The organism is Candidatus Zymogenaceae bacterium, assembly GCA_016931225.1.
In the GTDB taxonomy this organism is placed as follows: Bacteria; Desulfobacterota; Zymogenia; order Zymogenales; family Zymogenaceae; genus JAFGFE01.
The window spans coordinates 12,126-34,466 of the sequence record JAFGFE010000024.1 but is presented as its reverse complement, the minus strand read 5'-3'; the positions used below and the strand labels follow the sequence as shown (position 1 = coordinate 34,466).

The following is a 22,341-nucleotide window of genomic DNA, read 5'->3' as shown; positions in this document are numbered from 1 at the left end:
CGGGCCGCCGAAAAGACCGGCAGCGTGCGGGGTTCTCTTGACACCGACAGGTATTTGTATTATTGTGAGCGGTAGCAGACTGTTCCATCAGTAACCATATAACCGAGTCAGACATGGTCAATAGCGCAATTTTACTTCACGCCAATCTCCTCTACGCGGAGATACCCTTTTCCAAAATCCCGGATGTGGTGAATCAAAGCTATCTTCCGGTGCTGAAGATGCTAAAATCGAATCCGAACTTCAAGGTCATCCTGAACTGGACCGGCTTTACCCTTGACGTCCTCAACGGAGAATACCCCGAGTATGGTACATATCCGCAGGTTATTGACCTGATAAAATTCCTCGTTGATCGGGGACAGGTGGAGCTGACCGGAACCAGCTGGGCCCATGCGGTGCTTCCCATCTGCACCGTGGCCGATATCAAGCGGGATCTTCTTCTGTATCTCGATACCGTACAGCGTGTCATCGGGGTGCGGCCCACCGGGTTCTTTCCGCCCGAGCTGGGGATCGATCCACTGCTACCCCCGATTTTGACGGAGCTGGGGTATGACTGGTGCTTCGTTGATCATGACGCCATACGCTACACAACTCTTGACGCCCTCAATACGGCGAATGACTTCAAGCGGCCGCCGGAATCCTTCTTGAAAAAGACCGCCCGGGTGGCGGATAAAAATCCGATTTCCCAGCTTCTGTTTTTACGGAAAATGAAGGGGCTCATGCGCTCGATCACGGACATGCGTCCCTTCGTATGGGAGGGGGCGGGAGGGGCTTCCATGACGGCCCTCAGGAGCTTCCAGGTCTGGAACGGCTATACCCTCTCGTGCCTGGGTCGAATGGCCATCATGAATGAAAAGAAGCTCTACAACATGCTTGACCGGGTGACGCCGAACCTTCAGGGATATTTTCTTCCCTTTTCCACCGATTTCGAGTTCTACGGCTTCGGCGGTAATGTCAACGCGAACCCCACGCCGGTGTCCCGCCTTGAGGAATTGCTGCGGTATATCGAAGAAAGCCCGCATCTCGAATTCACTCTGCCGTCCACGCATGTAAAAAGCCTCGACGACGAACAGCTCGATCGTCATTATCTCCGCGCCGCAAGCTGGAGCACCGACGGTGATTTCGGTCTGTGGGACGCCGACCCGGACAATGTGCGCCTCAATAATTTCGTCGCCGAGGTGCGTGAACTGTATCTCCGGATGGGGCACAAGCTGACCAAAGACGGCCGCCAGGCGGTGGAGAAGGCGCTGCTTTTGGCCATGAACAGCGACGGAAGGGGCTGGACCCCCATACCGGAACACAGACTTTTCTGTTTCAACGAGGCTCTGAGCGCCTACAAGCTTCTGGAGAGAATGTAACATGCGGCTGGGGGTCTCCATTGACGTTGAAGACTGGTATATGGGACTTGACCTGCCGGGAACGTCATGGGACAACCGAGAAAAAAGGCTCCGTATGGGCCTGGACCAGATACTCTCCATCCTGGAGGAGCGTCGGGTCAGGGGCACGTTTTTCATCCTCGGGGCGGTGGCCGAGATGCATCCCGAGGCGGTTCGGGCCATCGCCGACGCCGGCCATGAAATCGCGTCCCACGGCTACTCCCACACGATGGTCTATCGCCTCTCCCCGGACGACTTCAGAAGTGAGGTCGTCCGCACCGATCGACTGCTGGCGAATATCACCGGAACCAAACCGGTCGGTTTTCGCGCACCTTATTTCTCCATTACCGACAAATCGATCTGGGCGCTGGATATCCTGGCGGAGAACGGCTACCGGTACGATGCCAGCATCTATCCCGGATACAACTACCGCTACGGCATCCCCGGCTCCCCGGATACCATCCATCGCCTTCCGGAGAGTGGCCTGGTGGAGATTCCGGTCTCGGTGATGGAGATCATGGGGCGCCGGATCGGCATCGGCGGGGCGTATTTCCGCCTCCTGCCGTTCTGGATGACGCTTCGGGGAATACGACGGCGAGACGCCGCCGATAAGGGGAGCATCCTGTATCTCCACCCCTGGGAGTTCGACCCAAGGCACCCGAGGGTCAAGCTTCCGACGCTGCCCCGCATCACACACTATACGCATCTTTCCCGAACGGCGCCCAGATTTCAAAAACTCCTTTCTCTCTGCGACGCGGCCTCCCTTGGGGAGTTGGTCGACGCGTTTGAAAAGGGCGAGTCTTCATGACCGCTGACGATATTGTCATCGAAGTCCTCACAGATGGGGACATCAAAAAGGCCACAGCACTTTTGAAGGATGTCTTCGGGGAGACCGACGCCCAGAAGCGCTCGCTCCTGAATGAGACGTTTTATCGATGGCAATATGAAGAGACAAAAAGCCCCGTGGTCATCGCTCACATGAACGGCGAGATCGTGGGGCATTACCCATTGACGACCTACCGACTGGTATCGGACGGAGCGCCGCTGAAGGCGGCGGTGATCCAGGATCTGGTAACCCGGTCGGATATGCGGGGGAGGGGGGTCTTCCGGCGGATGGGAGATTGGGCGGTAAAGCTGGCTGGTGAGCTGGGATACGACCTGATCTACGCCTTTCCGAATCACCGGTCATTCCCCGGTTTCATCACCCATCACGGCTATAGGCATCATGGGGACATCCGCCTCAGGGTATCGCCCCTGTCCCCCTCCCGGGTGCTGGCGGCCAAACTCCCGCTGACATTTCTCACACGCATCCTGCGGCCCCTTGATCGCCTGTGCCTCTCGTTTTTCAAGAAGAAGGGCGGTAACCTCTCCATCACGGAGCATTCCGAGCTGACGGACGACACAAAGGCATCCCTTGACCGACTGTGGGAGCGTGCCGGAAAACATATCGGCACAGGCCTGGTGCGGGACGGGGCGTATCTGGACTGGCGGTTTTTCCGCCGCCCCGGGGGCGACTACACACTGATCATCGCCCGATCCACAGACGGCGAGACGCAGGCATACGCGGTGGTGGGCCGGGGGGCATTTTTCGGCCTTTCCTGCGGCGTACTGATGGACATGGCGTGTGCCCCCACCGACGCCGGGAGGCGGGCCCTGGGTGCCGTGATTTCCCGCTCCCGGAGCATTTCGGAAAGGCACGGGGCGGCGCTCATGCTGACCCTGACGAACCGGTTCGGGACGATGCTCTTTCGCTGCGGCTTCTTTCCGGTGCCGCACGCAATGAATCCGAGGCGCCTCAGGCTTGTCGTTCGATCTCTCTCGGACGGTGCGAAGCGCGCCGGCGGCGACCGTGCGAGATGGTATATTACCCCTGCGGATTGGGACGTATTATAGACAACAGTCAGGTGACTGAAAATATAGAAGATCAATTTCACCTTTGATGTCACATCACACAAAAAGGAGTTAATCATGTCCGACATTCTCATTGAGCAAGACGGCAACATCGGAATCGTGACCCTCAACAGACCTGACCACATGAACGCCCTGACCGCCGGGATGATCAAGGATCTGACCGGCTATTTTTCCGAGGCCGAACAGGATGATTCCATACGGTCCATCATCCTCACCGGCACAGGACGGGCCTTCTCCACGGGCGCCGACCTGGCCGGGGGCGCCGGACGGGAAGATGTGCAGACACCCATGGGAATGAAGCTCTCCACCCACCTCTATTTTCGGGTGTTCTATTACATGAACACCATCGAAAAGCCGATCGTCACCGCCATAAACGGCACCGCCGCGGGAGCAGCGGTGAACCTCGCGTTAGGGGGAGACATCATCGTTGCGGCACAAGGCGTCAAGTTTATTGAGGTCTTCGCCCGGCGGGGCATGTTCCCGGACGCGGGAGGGTGCTACATCCTTCCCCGTCTGGTCGGTCTTCCAAAGGCGAAGGAGCTGATGTTTTTCGGCGATAACCTGCTGGCGGAAGACGCCCTGGCGATAGGCCTGGTCAATAAAGTGGTTCCGAGTGAGAAGCTCATGGAGGCGGCGATGGAGTACGCCGAGCGGCTTGCCAAAGGACCCACCCGTGCCCTGGGCATGATGAAAAAGATGCTCAACAGATCCTTCGAAATGAACATCCAGGAAGCCATGGATTACGAAGCGGCCTTCCAGGGAATCCTGGCCTCCACCGAAGACGTCAGAGAGGGGGTCATGTCGTTTTTTGAAAAGCGGCCTCCGGAATTCAAGGGAAAGTAAGATGTTTGATACGCCGAAGGAGTGACTCTTTTAACGAGTGGACGATATATACAAAAGGGAGGAAAGGAGCATGTCATGAAAATCACCGACATTGAATTCTATCTCTGTCATCATCCACTGCCGGATACGTTCTATCCCTCGTGGATTCCCGGTTTTCCGCAGAACAACAATTCGTGTCTGATCTGTGTGGTGAAGACCGACGAGGGCATCGAAGGATATTCCGCCATGGTGGGATTCCTGTCGGAATCCAAGGGACTTCCGGAGATGATGCGGCCGTTCATGGTGGGGAGGGATCCCTTCCGGGTGGAAAACATCATCCAGGTGATCAGGAGCGCCCATTACCTGGGCTACAAGGCGTTTTTCATCGAGGTGGCGATCTGGGACATCATCGGCAAGGCCGCGGGGCTTCCCATCTACAAGCTCCTGGGCGGCGGCGAGGGAAAGATCAAGACCTATGCATCGTCCGGTGAAATTCAGGAGCCGAAAAAGCGCCTTGATTACATCAAGAAGATACGGGACATGGGCTTCAAGGCGGTGAAGCTCAGAATCCGCTCCATGGACTTCAAGAAGGATATCGCCGTCGTCGAGGCGGTCAGGAAGGAAGTGGGGGACGATTTCGACATCATGGTCGACGCCAACCAGGGCTGGCCCATACACCTGGGCCTGGTGGAATGGCCCCGGTGGGACCTGAAGCGGGCCATGCGCACCGTCCACGCCCTGGAGGAGTACGACGTGCGCTGGATCGAGGAGCCGCTCTTCAAGCACGACTTCGAGGGGATGGCGGCGCTCAGGGCGTCCACCAGCATCCAGATCGCCGGGGGTGAATTCAACACCGATCTCTACGAGTTTCGGGATATCCTGGCGTACGGCTCTCTCGATATCCTCCAGCCCGATGTGACGCTCGCCGGCGGAATCCTTGCCGGCAAGAAGATCGCCGGGATGGCCGAGGCGCATAACCTCCAGTTCTCCCCGCATACCTGGACCAACGGTATCGGGCTTGCAGCGAATCTCCAGCTGATGGGGGCGGTGCATATCTGTCCCTACTGCGAATTCCCATACGAGCCGCCGGGATGGGTTCCCGAGGCGAGGGATTTCATGCTCACCGAGCCTTTCGGTATCGATGATGAAGGATACATCCATCTTCCGGAGGGGCCGGGACTGGGGATCGAGCTTGATATGGATCGCATCCTCGCCCACGGTGAAAAAATCTAAGTCGTGTAATGTACGGGATGCCCCGGTTTCGGGGCATCCCGGTTGAACGGAACGAAGCTGTACCGGGACGGGGATGTACGGTATAGTGGGAGAAGATTTTTTAACGGGTCGCCTTTTTAAACATACATGGAAGGCTATGGAGGAGGGAGTATGATCATTGGTGTTCCCACAGAAGGCATGGAAGATGAATTTCGTGTGGCCATCGGCCCGTCCGGCGTACAGGCCCTGACCGGCCACGGACACAAGGTGATCATTGAGGCGGGGGCCGGCCTGGTCAGCGGCGTTGGTGATGATGATTATCAAGATGCGGGTGCGGATATAGCGAAAACCGGAAAGGACGTATGGGAGTCCGCCGAGTTCATCCTGAAGGTTCGGGAGCCCGAGGGGCCGGAGCTGGATATGGTGTCCGACCACACGATATTTTCATACCTGCACCTGGCGGCGAACGAAAAGCTGACCAGAAAGCTTTTGGATAACAACGTCACCGCTATCGCCTATGAGACCGTCCAGACGGACGAGGGACTCCTTCCCCTTCTCTCCCCCATGAGCGAGGTGTGCGGACGGCTTGCCATCAAGGTGGGGGCCTACGGCCTGGAGAAGATCTCGGGCGGCATGGGCGTCTTGATTTCCGGCGTGTCCGGGGTGCCCCCGGTGAAGGTCGTGATCATCGGCGGGGGCGTGGCCGGATTCAACGCCGCAACCGTGGCCACCGGCATCGGCGCCACTGTGGTGATCCTGGGCGTCTCGCCCAAAAAGCTCCGATACGCGGCAGACATGCTCAGGGGAAGGGCGGTCACCGTGATGAGCAACCGGGCGAATATCGAGGAACAGGTGCTCACCGCGGACCTGGTCATCGGCGCGGCGCTCATCCCTGGGGCGAAGACCCCGATGCTCATCAGCAGGAACCTTGTCTCCCGGATGAAGCCGGGGAGCGTCATTGTGGATCTCTCCATTGATCAGGGAGGCGTGGCGGAGACATCTCGCCCCACGACCAATAAAAACCCCTTCTTCGTGGAGGAGGGGGTGGTGCATTACGGGGTTCCAAACATGCCCGGTGCGGTGCCGCGGACCTCGTCCTTCGCCCTGACCAGCGCCACGATTACCTACGTGTTGGAGCTGGCGGAAAAGGGGTTTGACGGCGCCGTTGAAACCAATCCCGACCTCCGCCGGGGTGTGAATATCCACAAGGGAACGGTCACCCATGGGGGCGTGGCCGAGGCGTTTGGTCTCCCCCTGGGATCGCTGTAGCCGGTCGACAGTGTCGACGGCCGATATAGCGGTGGGCCTCGGCGCATGGGGCGGGAAGAACCGTAACGGAAGACGCCGATCTGTTGCATTGTGGGAGGAATAACACCCACTCTCACTATACACCAATATTTTTTTTATCCAGCAGCCCTTCTGAAATCCGATAGTCTCATCACACCGCCGTCTCGTCTGCCGGGCCGGCATGGGCCGGCGGCCGATAGAGCGGCGGCCTGAGACGACTGGGGCGTAAGGAGACATGAGCGTGAAGGAGACAGGCGGGGCGGTGAGGGTATGAAGGTCGTCGTCCTCTCGCCCCATTGGTTTAGAGCCACCACTATCTCGTCTCTCGTATCCTCGAATGTTTTCACTTCCCTTGTTTGTTCGTATAAGGGACCGGTGATTACACCGCAACATTGCAACACAGAGTACAGTCTGTTTCAACTCCCCTCTAAAGGAATACCCATAACTTATTGATATTATTATATAATAGTATATATTATAATATATATAAAGTATTATTATAGGTCAATTTCGGCCGTGTATGCCTGCAACAAATCCAGCAACAATTGTTGCAATGTTGCGGTAGAATCCCCCCCTGTTCTTCCAGAATCCCGGGGATGCCTCGGCGTCGTGGCTCCGGGTACACTGAAACGGGAGAGCCGAGTGTCCATATCTCATCCGTGAGTGAAGGGATGCTTCATACACTGTTTTTCCACTGTTCATCGTTCGCTCCTTTGAAAGATGCCGGACCGTGCCATACGAAGATCGTCACGCCTCACCTTGGAGTATCGGCCGGGGGGCCGGATGTATCAACGGACGCGTGATCTTCACCTCGTTTTGTTGTCGGATTTGAAAGGGGATGGGACGGGGGGGATTGCCTCCATACAAGGATGCTGCTACAATATCCCTGGACCTTCAATCACACGTGCCATTCGCCCTTTCACAGATACCATGTGACGAGTCACTTCACAATGAGGGGAACGGAGAGATATTACAGAGTGCTGGGGCTGGAGCCGGGGGCCGGACTAAAAGCCGTGCGGGACGCCTATCGGCGTCTCGTCCGTTTGTATCACCCGGATACGGCCGGCACAGATACCGCGTCGCTCAGGGCGTTTCACCGCGTCACCGAGGCATACCGCGCCATTATCGACGCGTCAGAGGGCGTGTCGAACGGCGCCGCATCACTCCGCCCCCCTTCCCGGGACGAGATAGCGGGCGTGCGCCGCATGACCCTCTCCACGTGCGTGCTCAATCGCCTGGCGCTGTCACATATAGATGAGGGCCGCTATACCGACGCGGCCCGTATTCTCGATAAACTTACCCGTATACGTCACACCACGCCCCGACGCGGGCGTCGCCGTCCCCCGGCGCGAGCGGATTTTCGCATCAATCCGACCGTAACCCGAAACGCCGCCGTTCCCCTGCCGGAAACCTACGTCAACCGCGCGTATCTTTCGTTTCTCTTCGATCGGGCCGATCAGGCCATAGAGCACCTGCTCAGCGCCCGGACGCTTGATGAAGATGACCTGTCGATCGCCCACAACCTGTCGCTGATGTACCGGAAACGGGGGCGATTTCTCGATGCGGCCCGGATCACGGATGAGATGGCCTGGGGATGGGAGGAGCGCCTGTCGTTTTTACGTGAGCTTGAGGGATTGGTGTCGTTTCTCGACCGGAAAAAGGACGTGGTCGGTCATCTGAAACGGGTGGTGGCGGGAAGACACCGAAGGGTGGCGGACGGCAGGGAGGATGCGTATATCATCGGGCTGTTGACCGACAACAGCCCCGTCATGGACCGGGAGCCGTTATAGCGGCACAGTGAAACGAGAGTGGTGTAAACAAAACCGGGGAGGGGTGATATCCCGACAACGATAGATCAGGCCTGAATGCCGACAGGTAATCTACCGTCGGCACTGCCGGCCCGCCCCGCATGAGGATGCGACGGCGGGTACGATCTTTTTTGACGGGACGTGACACCCCATTCCTGGTTTCGAGGGCCGTTCCGTGCACAGGGCCGGAACGGCGGGGTGGGTATGGACGCGGACGGCTATTTATTCAGCTCTGTGGTAATGGCCGATTCTATCTCGGCGATGCGCCCCGGATCTGAGAACATCGTCTCGAAGTAGTTGGTCGGCTGGGTCGCCCGCCATTCGTTCAGGTACTCCAGGGCGAGCTGGAAGTAATAATCCGAATCCTCGAAGAAGGGTGCATAGCTGAGGTAGTAGTAGGTGTACAGAAACGGGACCATCAGCGAATCCTTGTCCAGGGCGGAAAGGTAGCCGATATCCTCCATGGCGGCGTCCAGGTCATAGACCATGATATGTGAATAGGCCCGGATCGCGTAGAAATAGACGAACAGGTCCTTGTAGGTCGGTATTTGTGCGATTCCCTCGGTCGACCGCTCGATGACTTCCGCGTAATCACCCCGGGACAGCGCGTCCGTGGCGTCGTAGAAGGCGCTCATCACCAGCCCGCTTTCCTCGGCCCTGATCTCCGCCAGATAATCGCTCGAGAGGTAATATGATTTCGGCTTCGACTCCGACGTGGCGCAGGAGGCGAGAGCGAAGAGCGCGACGACGGAGAGGAAAAGTACGATGTGTTTTCGTGTCATGGTGTGATCCTCGAATACGGTATGTCTCTGTTACTCATGAAGCGAACTTTCATTATGGATGATATCGGCCGGTTTTTCAATAAAAAGTTACTGAAAAAAGCGGCATAAAATAAGTAATAATATCAATCTATTATGAATGGAGTGTAAAACAAAGCCACGGACTGAAACGGAATAGGCAAAACAGGCCGGTTCCTGCCGGCCTGTTCATTTTACAAATAAATTGACACGTTCAGGGGGGTGTGCTAATAGAAGGAACTGTTTATTCAAATAACGGAGTGGTGATATGAGACGACTGGTAATCAGTATGGTGTTGGTTGTCTTGATGTGCGCGGCGGCGGTGGCCGGGGCGCAGAGTGCGGATGAGTGGTTTGACAAAGGATACGAATATGGAGAAGCGGGCAACTATGAAAAAGCGATAGAGTGCTATACGAAAGCCATCGAGCTGGACCCGATGTATGCTATGGCCTATAACAACCGGGGGGTCTGTTATAAAAAAATCGGTCAGCAAAACGAGGCCATTGTCAACTACACGAAGGCTATCGAGGTGGACCCGGGGCTTGCTCTCGCCTACAACAACCGGGGATGGGAATACTATCTATCAGGCGACTACACCCGTGCCCTGGAGGACGTCACCCGATCTCTGAACCTGGAGCCCGATAATGCTAATACACTCGATACCCGTGCAAACATCTACCGTGAGCTGGGGCGGTATAGCGAGGCGATGGCGGATATTGAGCGATGCTTTGCGTTGTTGCCAGGAGATCCATGGTGGAACTACACCCGAGGTGTGATCTACCTTGATATGGGGGAAATTGAAAAAGCCCGAGCCGATCTCACGAGGGCATGCAATGAAGGAGTGGAGGAGGGGTGCGACGCCCTGGGAGGACTGGGGAATTAAGATACTAAAAAGAAATAGAAGAGGGGCCGGCGCTCGCCGGCCTTTTTAGCGCGTATAGAAATTGACTGGTTCATGGGGACATGGTTAGCGAATAAGGGAAGGGATTGTTAATTCAAATAACGAGGTAAGATATGAGACGACTGGTAATCGGTGTGGTGTTGGTCGTCTTGGTATGTGTGGCGGCGATGGCCGGAGCGCAGAGTGCACAGGAGTGGTTTAATAAAGGATATGAAAATTGGAGAGCGGGTAACTACGAAGCGGCGCTCGAGTTCTATACCAAGGCAATTGAGCTGGACCCGGGATTTGCTAATGCGTATGCCAATCGGGGCGGGGCTTATGTTATGTTGGGTCGCTACAACGAGGCCGTTGCGGACTTGAATAAGGCCATCGAGCTGGACTCGGGGATAAAGGAAGCCTACCACAACAGGGGGGTGGCATATAGAAATCTCGGCCGCTACGACGAGGCCATCGCAGACTACAATAAGGCCATCGAGCTGGATCCGGGGTATGTTCTGGCCTACAACAACCGGGTGTGGGCCTACTACCTGATGGGCGAGTACACGAAGGCCCTGGAAGAAGTTACCATCTTACTGATCCGGGTGCCTGATGATCCTTATAACCTCGACACCCGTGCGAATATCTACCGTGAGCTGGGGCGGTATAACGAGGCGATAGCGGATATTGATCAGGCGATTGTGCTGAAACCGGATTTCTATTGGGCCTATTACAGTCGTGGCCTGATCTACCGAGACATGGGGGATACGGCGAAGGCGAAGGCTGATCTTACGAAGGCGTGCAACATGGGCGAGTACGACGCCTGCGACGCTCTCAAGGAACTGGGGAATTAGGATACCAGCAAAAGAGATAGGAAAGAGGTCGGCATCCTGCCGGCCTCTTTTTCGTCTATGATCGAGTGATAGAGTCGGGTATCGAGTCTCGGACTGAACTATAATCGAGGTATTTTGAGGTGCTAAAAAATTGAAAGGTGTGCAAGTGTGTCACAGTATGTAACGTTTATTTTAACGTGTTTGGTCCAGTTTAAAAGATACCAAAAGTTTCAATTATATAAGTTGCCATACCGGTTTTCAATAAAAAAGGCAGGCAGTGCCTGCGACCTATATAGCGGTGGACTGAAACTGTCGGGGTTCAGAAGGGATACAGGGGAGAATGAAGGTATTGGGGCGTATAGCGAGTGATTGTTATCCACACAACATTGCATCAGGCTCACGGCCTCCATTACGTTTCTTCCCGCCCCATGTACTTAAAAGCCACCACTATCCAGGCCGCAGGCCCTGCCTGGACGATAGGGTCGGCTCCCTAGATAGTGGTGATTCGGAGCACATGGGGCGGGCAGGCGGTGCCGGTTTCCCAGAGGATGGTGGCCCTGAACTTGTGGGGTGGGGCGATGGCCTTCATGTTCTTACCGCCCCGGCGGTTACCTTCGTCCCCTCTGTCTTTCTGTGTCCTTGTTTTTTCACTCCACCACTATATTGGCAGCAGGCACTGCCTGCTTTTTCATTTTGTATGTCTCCAGCGCGGCGGGGAACGGCTCCAGCGCCCGTTCCAGGATACCCAGGCTGTAGGCGATGGCCAGTCCGTAATTCGTGATCGGCACGCCGACCCGCCTGCAGTGGAGGATGCGGGAGAGCATCTCCCGACGGTTCAGCATGCAGGCCCCGCAGTTTATTACGAGCTTGTATGAAGACAGGTCTTCCGGAAAATCGTGGCCCTGTACGAAGTTGAATTCGAGCTTGCCGCCGACGTACTGCATGAGCCACCGGGGGATCTTGACCCGCCCGATGTCGTCCGCGATCGGGTGGTGGGAGCATGCCTCGGCGATCAGCACCCGGTCTCCCGTCTTCAGGTCTTCTATTGCCATCACGCCCTCCGTCTGCGCCGCCAGATCGCCCTTGAACCGGGAAAAGAGGATCGAAAAGCTCGTCAACGGGATATCGGGGGGTGTATCGGCGACGACCTTGAGGAAGGCCTGGGAATCGGTCACCACAAGCCGGGGGGGCCGCTTCAGGTTCTCCAACGCCGCGCGCAGCTCCCGCTCCTTGACCACCAGCGCCATGGCGTCGGAATCGAGCAGGTCGCGGATCGACTGCACCTGCGGAAGGATCAGCCGACCCTTCGGGGCCTCCTTGTCTATGGGCACGACGAGGACGGCCGTCTCCCCGCTCCCCACAAGATCGCCCAGGATGGCCGGATTGTCGACAAAGTCGGCCGGGGCGGTGTCCAAAAGCGCCTGTCTGAAATCGAATATCCCGATACCCTCGGAGGCGGCGGTCTTGACGAACGGTATCTCCCTTTTTGTGAGGGAGTCGAGCGCCTCCGCCGCGGGCTTGTTGATATCGATCTTGTTGAAGACGACGACGACCGGTATCTTCCGCTCGACGATCTCTTTCAATATATTCTCCTCAAACTCCCCCCACGAGCCGTCGGTAACGATGACGCTCAGATCGGCGCGGTCGAAGACCCGGTGCGTGGTGGCGATCCTGAGCTCGCCGAGTGCGCCCACATCGTCGATCCCCGCGGTGTCTATGAAGAGCACCGGGCCCAGGGGCAGAAGCTCCATGGGCTTTTCCACGGGGTCGGTGGTCGTGCCGGCGAATTCGGAGACGATAGACACATTCTGGCGTGTAATGGCGTTGAGGAGGCTCGACTTCCCCACGTTTCGTCGTCCGAACAGTCCGATGTGTAAACGAAATCCCTTCGGTGTAGTAAGTGTCATGATTTTCCCTTTTTCGGCCCGTGTCCCAGTCTCATAACCGCCTCGGGCGATACGATCATGTCGAATTCCTCATCGCTGATCACCCCCATGGAGATCGCCGCCTGTCGGACGGTACATCCCCGAGAGAGGGCCTCCTTTGCTATCTTGACCGCCGTATCATAGCCGACGACGGCGACGAGGGCGGTCGCCGCGGCCGTGGATCCTTCCGCGTTCTCGCGGCACACGGCCTCGTTCGCCTCTATTCCCTCCACACAGCGTCTTCGGAATATGTCGCACGAATTGGACAACAGCTCGATGGAGCGCAAGAGGGCATCGGCGATCACGGGGAGGAACGGATTGAGCTCCAGGTTGCCGGCGCCCGCCGCCATGGAGACCTGAAGGTCGCACCCCATCACCTGAATGGCGGCCTGTGTCACCGCTTCAGGGATCACCGGGTTGATCTTATCGGGCATGATGGACGATCCGGCTTGCACCGGCGGGAGGGATATCTCGCCGATACCGCCGACCGGACCTGAGGACAACAGGCGCAGGTCGGTGGATATCTTGATGAGGGTGGCGGCGCACGCCTTGAGTATCCCGGAGACCTCCACGAAGACGTCGGCGTTCTGTGTGTTTTCGACCAGGTTTTCCGCCCGCGCAAGCCCGATGCCGGTCTCTTCCCTGAGGACATCCACCACGCGGAAGATATATTCCCGCGGCGCCGCGAGGCCCGTGCCTATGGCGGTGCCCCCGAGGTTTACAACCCGAAGCCTCTCTTCGCACTTATAAACGCGCCAGCGGTCTCTCCCGATCGCCTCGGCGTACGCGCCCATTTCCCGGCCCAGTGTGATCAGGACGGCGTCCTGGAGCTGTGTCCTGCCTATCTTGACGATGTGGGCGAAATCCTTTTCTTTTTGCTGGAAGGCCTCCTGCAGGGCGATCAGCCGTTCTTCAAACCCGCGCAGCAGGGTTATCGCCGCCAGCTTGAGCGCCGTCGGGTAGGTGTCGTTCGTCGATTGATGCAGATTGATGTCATCCAGGGGAGACACGGAGGAATAATCACCCGGTTTTTTGCCGAGGAGGAGAATCGCCCGGTTGGCCAGCACCTCGTTGACGTTCATGTTCGTGCTGGTTCCGGCGCCGCCCTGGAGGGCGTCCACGACGATGTGCTCGTCCAGCATGCCCTCGGCCATCTCGCGGCACGCGTGCTCGACGGCGTCGGCCTTTGCCGGCTCCCCCTCCCACGCGCCCAGCATTCGATTGGTTCGTGCCGCGGCGAGTTTGACCCGGCCGAAGGCGTGAATCAGGGCGGGGTGGACCCGCCGGCCGGATAGAGGGAAGTTCTCGATCGCGCGAAGGGTGTGGATGCCGAAAAGGGAGTTCACCGGGACGGCGCGTTCTCCCAGCGCATCCCGTTCATATCGATACTCACCGCCTGAAGGTGAAAACGTATTGCTGTTGTCGGCAGGAGACATCCCGTATATCCTTTTTATCTCTGTGGAGATGGTTCTCGGTTCGGCCGAACATCCCGTGGGATGTTCGACGATAATCGGGAAGATATTTTTTCTCCGGGTGTATCCGTCTGTCCATCGAAACCGGGCAAAATCGGGGGCCCCATCTCTTTGAGATGGGCAGGAATGTCGGTGGCGATACGCCGTAACGGCCGGGCGTATCATCGTCATCGCCTTGTATTGTGTTATACACCAATCCCATACGGATGGCAATCTTTTGTGTGGGAAATTCCCGTTTGAAGGGGCGTGATGAATCTGAGTCGCCGCCCGCGGGACAGGGCGCCGCCGATAATCCATCGACCGAAAAGAATCATGAATCCGTATCGGCGGCGTTGATATCGAAGTTGCCCGGAGCATACTTTTATTCTCTTTTTAATGGAAAAAGCTTGACACGGGAAAAGTTTTATGGAATAAAAGCAGTGTTACGAATCCACAAAACGTGCTACTTTCTGTCGTCAAAGTGTGCGTTTGCCGGTATATCGTATCTTTCTTGTTCGACCCCGTAACTAATATTGGGGAATATGGAAGGGAAATAATGTTGATTTATTGTTTTTCATTATTATTCTCTGTCAGCTCCCGATAACGGATGACGTAATGAGTCCGTTACCGTGTGAATACCATTAATAAAAGGAGTACATGGTGGTTTCAGCAGGAAAAACGTATCGAGAAGGAGAAATCGCCGGCGTTTTGGCCATCGATGAGAAAAAATGCAAGGGGTGTGACAGCTGCGCGCGTTTTTGCCCCACGGGGGCGATTACGGGCAGGTTCGGAGCAACCCATTCCATCGATGTAGACAAGTGCATCAACTGCGGCCAGTGTCTTCTCAACTGCCCCTTCGGCGCACCGTATGAATTATCCTTCGATGTGGACGAGGTCATATCGCAATTGAAGGACGACTCTGTGACGGTTGTCGGGATTATCGCACCGGCGGTTCGGGTGGCCATCGGTGAGGAATTCGGCCTCCCCGAGGGGAGTCTCGTGACGAAGCAGATGTACGGGGCGATGAGAAAGGTGGGGTTTCAGATACTCGACAACAACTATGCGGCGGACCTGACGATCATGGAGGAGGGATCCGAGTTCATAGAGCGCGCCCGGTACGCACTTTTCGGGGAAAAGGGCGAGGGTGGGGAAATACCCGGCCCGTTGCCCCAGTTCACGTCATGCTGCCCGGCCTGGGTTCGGTTTGTGGAGCTCTATTATCCCACGCTGTTGCCGAATCTTTCCTCGGCTAAATCACCGATGCAGATGGCCGGCTCATTGGCGAAGACATACGGCGCGATGGAAATCTGGAAGGCACGGCCGGAAAAGGTATTTTCCGTCGGCATCATGCCGTGCACGGCGAAAAAATTTGAGGCCACCCGGACGGAATTTTTCAATGCATATCATTACCTCGACAAAGAGGGCCTGAGCGATTCGGATATCCCCTATCCGGATATCGACGCCGTGTTAACGACCCGGGACCTGGCGAAGGTTCTGAAAAAGCTCGATGTCGATCTGGCTTCACAAGAGGAGGTCGACGGAGGTACAATTCTTGCGGACTATACGGGTGCGGGTACGATCTTCGGCAATTCGGGAGGGGTCATGGAGGCGGCCCTGAGGACCGCCCATCGTGTGCTCACAGGAGTTGAGATGGTGCCGCTGGAGTTCGATTTGGTCAGGGGGTTGAAGAGCGTCAAGGAGGCTTCCATCACCCTGACGGATGCGAAATTCGGTGAGGAGATCACCGTGAATGTGGCGGTGGTCAACGGGCTTAAGAAAGAGACCGCATCGCTTCTGGACGACGTCGTTCAGGGGAGATCCCCGTATCACTTCATCGAGGTCATGACGTGTCCCGGAGGGTGTATAAACGGCGGAGGACAGCCGATTGCGAAGTCCGGAACATCATGGATTGAGAAGGCGGTCCCCTGGCTTGCCTGGAAATAGGAGAAGAAGAGGAAATGAAAAAGAAGGACAAGCAGTATACCTACATAGACAGCCCGTTTGTGGTGTCCCGCCGGCAGTTTTTTGCCATAGGCGGAGTGGTGACCGCCGCCCTGGCAGTTCCCGCAATCTGGACGAGGGCCGCGGTAAAGCGGAGGACGGCATATATCAGGGCACGGGCGAAGGGACTCTATTTGGACGACAATAATGCTTCGGTGAGAGTCAGCCACGACAATGCATCAGTTATGCAGATGTATGAGAAATTCGCGGGACACCCCTTGAGCGAGGTCTCCGAGGAGTTGTTCCATACGACGTACGTCAATAGAAGACACATGTAAAAGGAGTATGTCCTATGGGCGAAAATGAATGGATATTGAAGCACTCAACGGCCGTACGGATGTTTCATTATGTATTGGCGCCGAGTTTCGTGGTTCTTGCACTTTCCGGCCTTGTGCTTTTTTTCGACCCCTTCGGTGAACAGGCCATGAATACCTGGATGAAGATACATGTCGTCCTCGGCGTTATTCTGACGATCGATGTCATCGGGTATCTCCTCATCGGGTTTGACAAGGTGGCGTTGTTTATCAAGAGGGTTTTCGCCGTAAACAAAAACGATTTGAAATGGTTTGCGGTGCTCGGCGGCTATCCGCAGAAATTCATTCTGAGGAAAAAAGTCGAGGTTCCCCCCATGGAGAAATATAACTCCGGGCAAAAGCTCTTCGGGGTGTGCGTCATCATCGGAGGTGCGTTGTTGCTCTGGACGGGATGGGGATTATGGGCGCTTCCGCACGTTTTGCCCCGGGGTCTGACTCTGTGGTTCGGTCATCTCCACCTTATTGTCGGATGGGGATTGATTCTGTTCCTGCTGGTGCACGTCTTTCTTGGGATCTATATGTTTGATGATTTCAAATCGATGTTTCTCGATGGGAGAATACCATACGAGAAGGCGAAAGAGGCATCACCGCTGTGGGTAGAGCGGGAGCTGGTGGAGGTAAAAGAATAGGGAGGGAATCGTACAGAATAGTATGCAGTAAAATCCCAGCTGAGCTGGACAGGCTGTGAGAATAGTGTACAACAATCTCGAAGATATGAATCATCCCGATTGTCGTATCCGTCCGTCCAATCTGTCTAACCGGTTCAGCCTGTCCGGCGAAGCTGGGGATCCCGCTTCCTTGAGAGGGGGAGGGGAATTAATCCTGAAAAACATCATGACACATGGTGAGTCGTTCTTCGCGGAAAACGATTACAAGCCCGAAGCATCATCGGTGTCGTGGAAACATGCCCTATAAAAAACATCCTGCGATCCGCCGTCAGATAACGATACCCGCAGCACATGAGGGCATTATGCCTTCCTTCAACGCCACACATTGCTCCCGTGCTTTTTCTCCCGTATATCCGTATTTTTTTTTGAGCGGACCGTGTCTGTCCCCTGTTCCGACGCCCACCGGAAAAAGAGTTCTTGACTTTCCATCCGTTTCAGAGATAGTATAACCAGTTGGAACGGGCCTGTCCCCAGCGGAGTTTGGATATACGACTTACGCTGCGGCGCATATATACGGCCCTTTTTTATATGGTGGGTCGGAGGTGCCTGCGGCCGTTGTGGTGGTGGAGTGAAACGACAGGGTCGGAGACAAGGATGGGGGATACACAGCGATAATTTCGCAACAATGCAACAAGCCCGCGGATTACATGAGAATTCTTCCCGCCCCAAGCGCTCTGTTCCATCACTCTATTGACAGCCAGCCCTGCTGGTCTACCACTATCTGAGAAGTCGGCTCCTGACGGCCGGATACTGTCGGAAATATTCAAGGAATATATATGACACCGGGAGATAAAAAAAGACAGGAAAAACCACACGACCCGTTTGAAGACCGTGAAAAGACCATAGAGCGCCTTAAGCGTGAGGGAGTTCGCTTCATCGATCCGAATCGGGTGTATATCACGGGCGGTGCATCCATCGGCGCCGACACGCTGATCTATCCGGATGTTTATATCGAGGGGGAGGTGAGCATTGGGAGCGGTTGTGTCATCGAGGCCAATGTGATGATTCGGGATGCAATGCTGGGTGACGGGGTGACGGTGAAGATGTGCTGCTACATCACCGAGTCCACCATCGGCGACCACGTCGCCATCGGGCCCTTCGCCCACCTGAGACCGGGCACGGAACTGGCCGATGGGGTGAAGATCGGGAACTTTGTCGAGACGAAGAAGTCAAAAATAGAACAGGGCTCAAAGGTCAACCATTTGAGCTACATCGGGGATTCGGAGATCGGAAGAGACGTGAACGTGGGGGCGGGAACCATTACCTGCAATTACGACGGTGTCAACAAACACAAAACCGTCATCGGCGATCGCGTCTTTATCGGTTCCGATACCCAGCTCGTCGCCCCGGTGACGATCGGGAATGACGTCCTCATCGGCGCCGGCTCGACCATCACCAGGAATGTGGAGCCGAACGCCCTGGCGGTATCCCGATCGCGGCAGACGAACTACCCAGAGCGGGGGGTTCGTTCACGAAAAGGGAAAAAAGACACATAATAAGTGGGGGTGGGCCGACAGGGTAGGACGCCAATATAGTGGTGAGCAGGCGGTGCCTGCGGCCGTTATAGTGGTGGGTCGGCAGTGCCGACTGTCGATATAATGGACCGACAGGGTCGGCCGCCGGGGTAGTGGTGGGCAGGCGATGCCTGCGGTCAATATAGCAGTGAAACGTGATGACAGGGGTGGAGACAAGGATGGGGGATACACAGCGGCAATGCGGCAACAATGCAACAAGCCCACGGCTCCCGTACCATTTCTTTTTGCCCATACGCTTTGGCCCGCCGCTATAAAGTGGGCCGGCACTGCCGGTGGATTGTGGAATATGTTTTTTCATTCATAATGGAGCGCAGACGATGTGCGGCATTGTTGGCTATATAGGTCCCAAGAAGGTGACGAGGCTGCTTTTGGACGGTTTGAAGCGGCTGGAATATCGAGGGTATGATTCGGCGGGTATCGCCGTCGTCGATGGTGGAGAGGTGAAAATCACCCGCAGCAAGGGGAAGCTGGCCGTACTGGAAGATATGGTGTCCGCCAATTCCTTCGATGGGAACGTCGGCATCGGGCACACCCGTTGGGCGACCCACGGAAAGCCGTCGGACGAAAACGCCCATCCTCACAAGGCCGGGCCGGTCGTCGTGGTTCACAACGGCATTATTGAAAACTACCTGCAGCTCAAGGAGCTCCTGCTGGACGAGGGACACGTCTTCTCCTCCGAAACCGATACCGAGGTCATCACTCACCTGATATATCGCTTCATCCAGAAGGGAGACGATTTTCGCATTGCCGTGATAAACGCGTTGAAGATGATCGAGGGATCCTACGCCCTTGGAATTCTCAACGAGGACGAGCCGGACACGCTGATAGGCGCACGCAACGAGAGCCCCCTGGTGGTGGGCCTCTCCGACGGTGAGTTTTTCATCGCGTCCGACGTGCCCGCCCTCATCAGTCACACCAGGGATTTCATCTTCCTCGATGACGGCGAAGTGGTTCAGTACCGGGACAACGCAATTACCATTACCGATCTCAACGGCGACGTCAAGGAGAAGAGCCCCCGCCGTATCGACTGGAGCCCGGTCATGGCCGAGAAGGGGGGATACAAGCACTTCATGCTCAAGGAGATCTTCGAGCAGCCCCAGGGCATCATCGATACGATTCGGGGACGGATTTCCGAGGAGCGCGGCGAGGTGATCCTGCCGGAGATTGGTCTCTCCAACGACCAGATAAAAGATATCGAGAAGATCATGATCGTGGCCTGCGGGACCTCGTGGCATGCGGGACTGGTGGGCAAATTCATTATGGAACAGATGCTCAGGATACCAACGGATATTGAGCTGGGCAGCGAGTTCCGCTATCGTGATCCCATCGTTGGACAGAAAACGCTTCTGGTTTCCATCACCCAGTCCGGGGAGACCACCGATACACTGGCGGCGATGCGGGAGGCGAGGGAGAAGGGATGCTATCTGATGACCATCTGCAACGCGGTGGAGTCCAGCGCCGCCCGGATGGCCGACGGCGTTATCTATACCCACGCCGGACCGGAAATCGGTGTTGCTTCCACCAAGGCGTTCACCACTCAGCTTGTGTCCTTGTATCTGATGAGCCTCTATTTCGCCCAGGTGCTGGGGAGGCTCAACCAGAACCAGTTGCGGGAGCGGATTTTGGAGTTGATCAAGGTGCCCGGATATGTCGAGAAGGTTCTGTCGGACAGCGACACCATCCGGGATACCGCCAGGAAGTATATGAACGCCAGGAATTTTCTCTATCTGGGACGAAACGTTAACTATCCCCTCGCTCTGGAGGGAGCGCTGAAGCTGAAGGAGATTTCATATATCCATGCCGAGGGGTACCCCGCCGGCGAGATGAAACACGGTCCCATCGCCCTGATCGACGAGGAGATGCCGGTGGTGGTTCTGATCACCAGGAACAGCACCTATGACAAGGTCCTGGCCAATATTGAGGAGGTCAAGGCCAGGGACGGTATGGTAATCTCCATCGCCAATACCGGAGACGACCGAATACGGATGAAGGGCGATGAAGTGCTGTCGGACGATATCATCTACATACCCGAGACCGATCCGATGTTGACGCCCATCGTGCTGGCGATTCCTCTGCAGCTTCTTGCCTATCATGTTGCGGATCTCAAGGGGACCGATGTGGATCAGCCGCGGAATCTCGCCAAGAGCGTCACCGTAGAGTAGATGATCATTTATTACAAAACAAATCCCTCCCGCCTGATGCTGTCGGGGTTTATCCTGACCATCCTGACGGGGACGTTTGTGCTTCTGTTACCTCCCTTCACGACGGCGGGACACATCTCTTTCATCGACGCCCTGTTTACCGCCACCAGCGCCGTGTGCGTGACCGGCCTGACGGTGCTGGACACCGGAACCGATTTTACCCTGGTCGGCCAGGTGGTGATATTGGCGATGTTCCAGTTGGGCGGCATAGGGATCGTGTTTTTCTCGGTGTTGTTTGCGATGGTGTTTATGGGGCGCGCAAGCGTGGGACAGAAGTCGATGTTTTCCGCCCTGATGACGCCCCATGCGGCGCTGGACGCCTGGGGGGTGTTTCGCACCATTGTTTCCTTCACCCTGGCCGTGGAGCTTTTGGGGGCGCTGTTTCTGTTCGTCCCCATGCTGTCCGTGACCGACGGTGATTTCCCACAGGCGATATTCTATGCGCTGTTTCATTCAATTTCCGGATTCTGCAACGCCGGTTTTTCCCTCATGAGCACCAGCTTCGAAGGGCTCAGGACCGACTACCTGGCCACCGGGACGCTGATGGTGCTCATTGTTACGGGCGGGCTCGGCTTTTTCGTAATCGACGACGTGATGCAGTATATCCGCATGAAACGGGCGCATCGTGTTACGATTCATTCAAAGATGGTTCTGCTCACCTCCCTGTTGCTCATCGTGGCGGGTGCGGCGCTGGTATTCGTCTTCGAGAAATACAATACCCTCGAAAGCGAGGGTTTGATCCCGTCGATCATGGATTCGCTGTTCATGTCCGTCACCGCCCGAACCGCCGGCTTTAACACCATCCGGGTCTCGGAGCTGGCGAATCCAACGATCTTCGCCCTCATCATTCTGATGTTCATCGGCGCCTCTCCCGGCTCCACGGGGGGAGGGGTCAAGACCAGCACCCTGGCGGTGATCTGGTTCCTGATTATATCGCGATACAAGGGACAGGATCACGTCTTCGCCTTTCGTCGCACCATACCGGAGGAGACCATATCTCAGGCCCAGGCCATCCTGGCAACATCCATGGCCCTGGTGATGGTGGTCACCATGTGCATCCTCGTCTCGGAGGTGCGGCAGGGAACCGGGGTGTTCATGGAGCGGGATTATTTCGTCGCCTCCTTATTCGAGGTGATATCGGCGTTCGGAACGGTGGGTCTTTCCACGGGAATTACCCCGTACCTGACGACGATCAACAAGGCGTTCATCGCCCTGACCATGTTCGTAGGGCGCCTGGGGCCTCTGACGGTGCTGATGGCCCTGAAACGGAGGGCGCACACGGCCGATTATGTGTATGCCGAGGAAAACATACTGGTGGGATAGGAG

The 22,341-nt window shown here is 56.3% G+C and carries 18 protein-coding genes; 15 read left to right on the top strand and 3 right to left on the bottom strand.

Translation table 11 applies throughout. The features are described 5' to 3' along the window. Positions 1-113: 113 nt before the first annotated feature. The 7 genes from JW885_10225 to JW885_10195 all read left to right on the top strand — a co-directional run bounded on the left by JW885_10225 (position 114) and on the right by JW885_10195 (position 8,395). Complete coding sequence (locus JW885_10225) at positions 114-1,355, top strand: hypothetical protein (GenBank protein MBN1882537.1); 1,242 nt, start codon at positions 114-116, stop codon at positions 1,353-1,355. A 1-nt stretch (position 1,356) separates the two neighbouring features. Then, positions 1,357-2,181 carry a DUF3473 domain-containing protein gene (locus JW885_10220; protein MBN1882536.1) on the top strand — a complete coding sequence of 275 codons (825 nt, stop codon included), beginning with the start codon at positions 1,357-1,359 and terminating at the stop codon, positions 2,179-2,181. After that, the gene (locus JW885_10215) at positions 2,178-3,266 is read left to right on the top strand and encodes a GNAT family N-acetyltransferase (GenBank protein MBN1882535.1); all 1,089 of its coding nucleotides are present in this window, start codon (positions 2,178-2,180) and stop codon (positions 3,264-3,266) included. Before JW885_10220 ends, JW885_10215 begins: the two co-directional genes overlap by 4 nt. Before the next feature lie 75 nt (positions 3,267-3,341). Next, positions 3,342-4,127: an enoyl-CoA hydratase/isomerase family protein gene (locus JW885_10210; protein ID MBN1882534.1), complete on the top strand. Its 786-nt coding sequence runs from the start codon at positions 3,342-3,344 to the stop codon at positions 4,125-4,127. A gap of 75 nt (positions 4,128-4,202) precedes the next feature. Next, positions 4,203-5,339 (top strand): mandelate racemase/muconate lactonizing enzyme family protein, encoded by a 1,137-nt coding sequence (locus JW885_10205; GenBank protein MBN1882533.1) that lies wholly within the window; start codon positions 4,203-4,205, stop codon positions 5,337-5,339. A 150-nt stretch (positions 5,340-5,489) separates the two neighbouring features. Next, positions 5,490-6,587, top strand: a complete 1,098-nt coding sequence (gene ald / locus JW885_10200; GenBank protein ID MBN1882532.1) for an alanine dehydrogenase — start codon at positions 5,490-5,492, stop codon at positions 6,585-6,587. A 968-nt stretch (positions 6,588-7,555) separates the two neighbouring features. After that, positions 7,556-8,395, top strand: coding sequence for a J domain-containing protein (locus JW885_10195; GenBank protein MBN1882531.1), 840 nt, complete (start codon positions 7,556-7,558; stop codon positions 8,393-8,395). Positions 8,396-8,631: 236 nt separating this feature from the next. Here the strand turns inward: JW885_10195 and JW885_10190 are convergent, their stop codons facing one another. Further along, positions 8,632-9,195: a hypothetical protein gene (locus JW885_10190; GenBank protein ID MBN1882530.1), complete on the bottom strand. Its 564-nt coding sequence runs from the start codon at positions 9,193-9,195 to the stop codon at positions 8,632-8,634. Between the two features lie 283 nt (positions 9,196-9,478). Here JW885_10190 and JW885_10185 point away from each other — a divergent pair, with 283 nt between their 5' ends. Next, the gene (locus JW885_10185; protein MBN1882529.1) at positions 9,479-10,093 is read left to right on the top strand and encodes a tetratricopeptide repeat protein; all 615 of its coding nucleotides are present in this window, start codon (positions 9,479-9,481) and stop codon (positions 10,091-10,093) included. Between the two features lie 131 nt (positions 10,094-10,224). Further along, positions 10,225-10,941: a tetratricopeptide repeat protein gene (locus JW885_10180; GenBank protein ID MBN1882528.1), complete on the top strand. Its 717-nt coding sequence runs from the start codon at positions 10,225-10,227 to the stop codon at positions 10,939-10,941. 626 nt (positions 10,942-11,567) lie between these two features. Here the strand turns inward: JW885_10180 and hydF are convergent. Together hydF and JW885_10170 are read right to left on the bottom strand one after the other, a co-directional pair. Continuing rightward, entirely contained in the window at positions 11,568-12,827 is a 1,260-nt protein-coding gene (gene hydF, locus JW885_10175) for a [FeFe] hydrogenase H-cluster maturation GTPase HydF (GenBank protein MBN1882527.1), read from the bottom strand. Then, complete coding sequence (locus JW885_10170; protein MBN1882526.1) at positions 12,824-14,281, bottom strand: aspartate ammonia-lyase; 1,458 nt, start codon at positions 14,279-14,281, stop codon at positions 12,824-12,826. Before JW885_10170 ends, hydF begins: the two co-directional genes overlap by 4 nt. A 672-nt stretch (positions 14,282-14,953) precedes the next feature. Here JW885_10170 and JW885_10165 point away from each other — a divergent pair. From JW885_10165 to JW885_10140, 6 genes are all read left to right on the top strand, one after another. Further along, complete coding sequence (locus JW885_10165; protein ID MBN1882525.1) at positions 14,954-16,240, top strand: 4Fe-4S binding protein; 1,287 nt, start codon at positions 14,954-14,956, stop codon at positions 16,238-16,240. A 14-nt stretch (positions 16,241-16,254) separates the two neighbouring features. Further along, on the top strand, positions 16,255-16,575 hold the full coding sequence (locus tag JW885_10160; protein ID MBN1882524.1) for an iron hydrogenase small subunit: 321 nt from the start codon (positions 16,255-16,257) through the stop codon (positions 16,573-16,575). Positions 16,576-16,589: 14 nt separating this feature from the next. Beyond that, positions 16,590-17,240, top strand: a complete 651-nt coding sequence (locus tag JW885_10155; GenBank protein ID MBN1882523.1) for a cytochrome b/b6 domain-containing protein — start codon at positions 16,590-16,592, stop codon at positions 17,238-17,240. 815 nt (positions 17,241-18,055) lie between these two features. Continuing rightward, on the top strand, positions 18,056-18,775 hold the full coding sequence (locus JW885_10150; protein ID MBN1882522.1) for a hypothetical protein: 720 nt from the start codon (positions 18,056-18,058) through the stop codon (positions 18,773-18,775). 356 nt (positions 18,776-19,131) lie between these two features. Then, positions 19,132-20,976: a glutamine--fructose-6-phosphate transaminase (isomerizing) gene (gene glmS, locus JW885_10145; GenBank protein MBN1882521.1), complete on the top strand. Its 1,845-nt coding sequence runs from the start codon at positions 19,132-19,134 to the stop codon at positions 20,974-20,976. Then, on the top strand, positions 20,977-22,338 hold the full coding sequence (locus JW885_10140; protein ID MBN1882520.1) for a hypothetical protein: 1,362 nt from the start codon (positions 20,977-20,979) through the stop codon (positions 22,336-22,338). It abuts the gene before it with no gap. Positions 22,339-22,341: the final 3 nt, after the last annotated feature.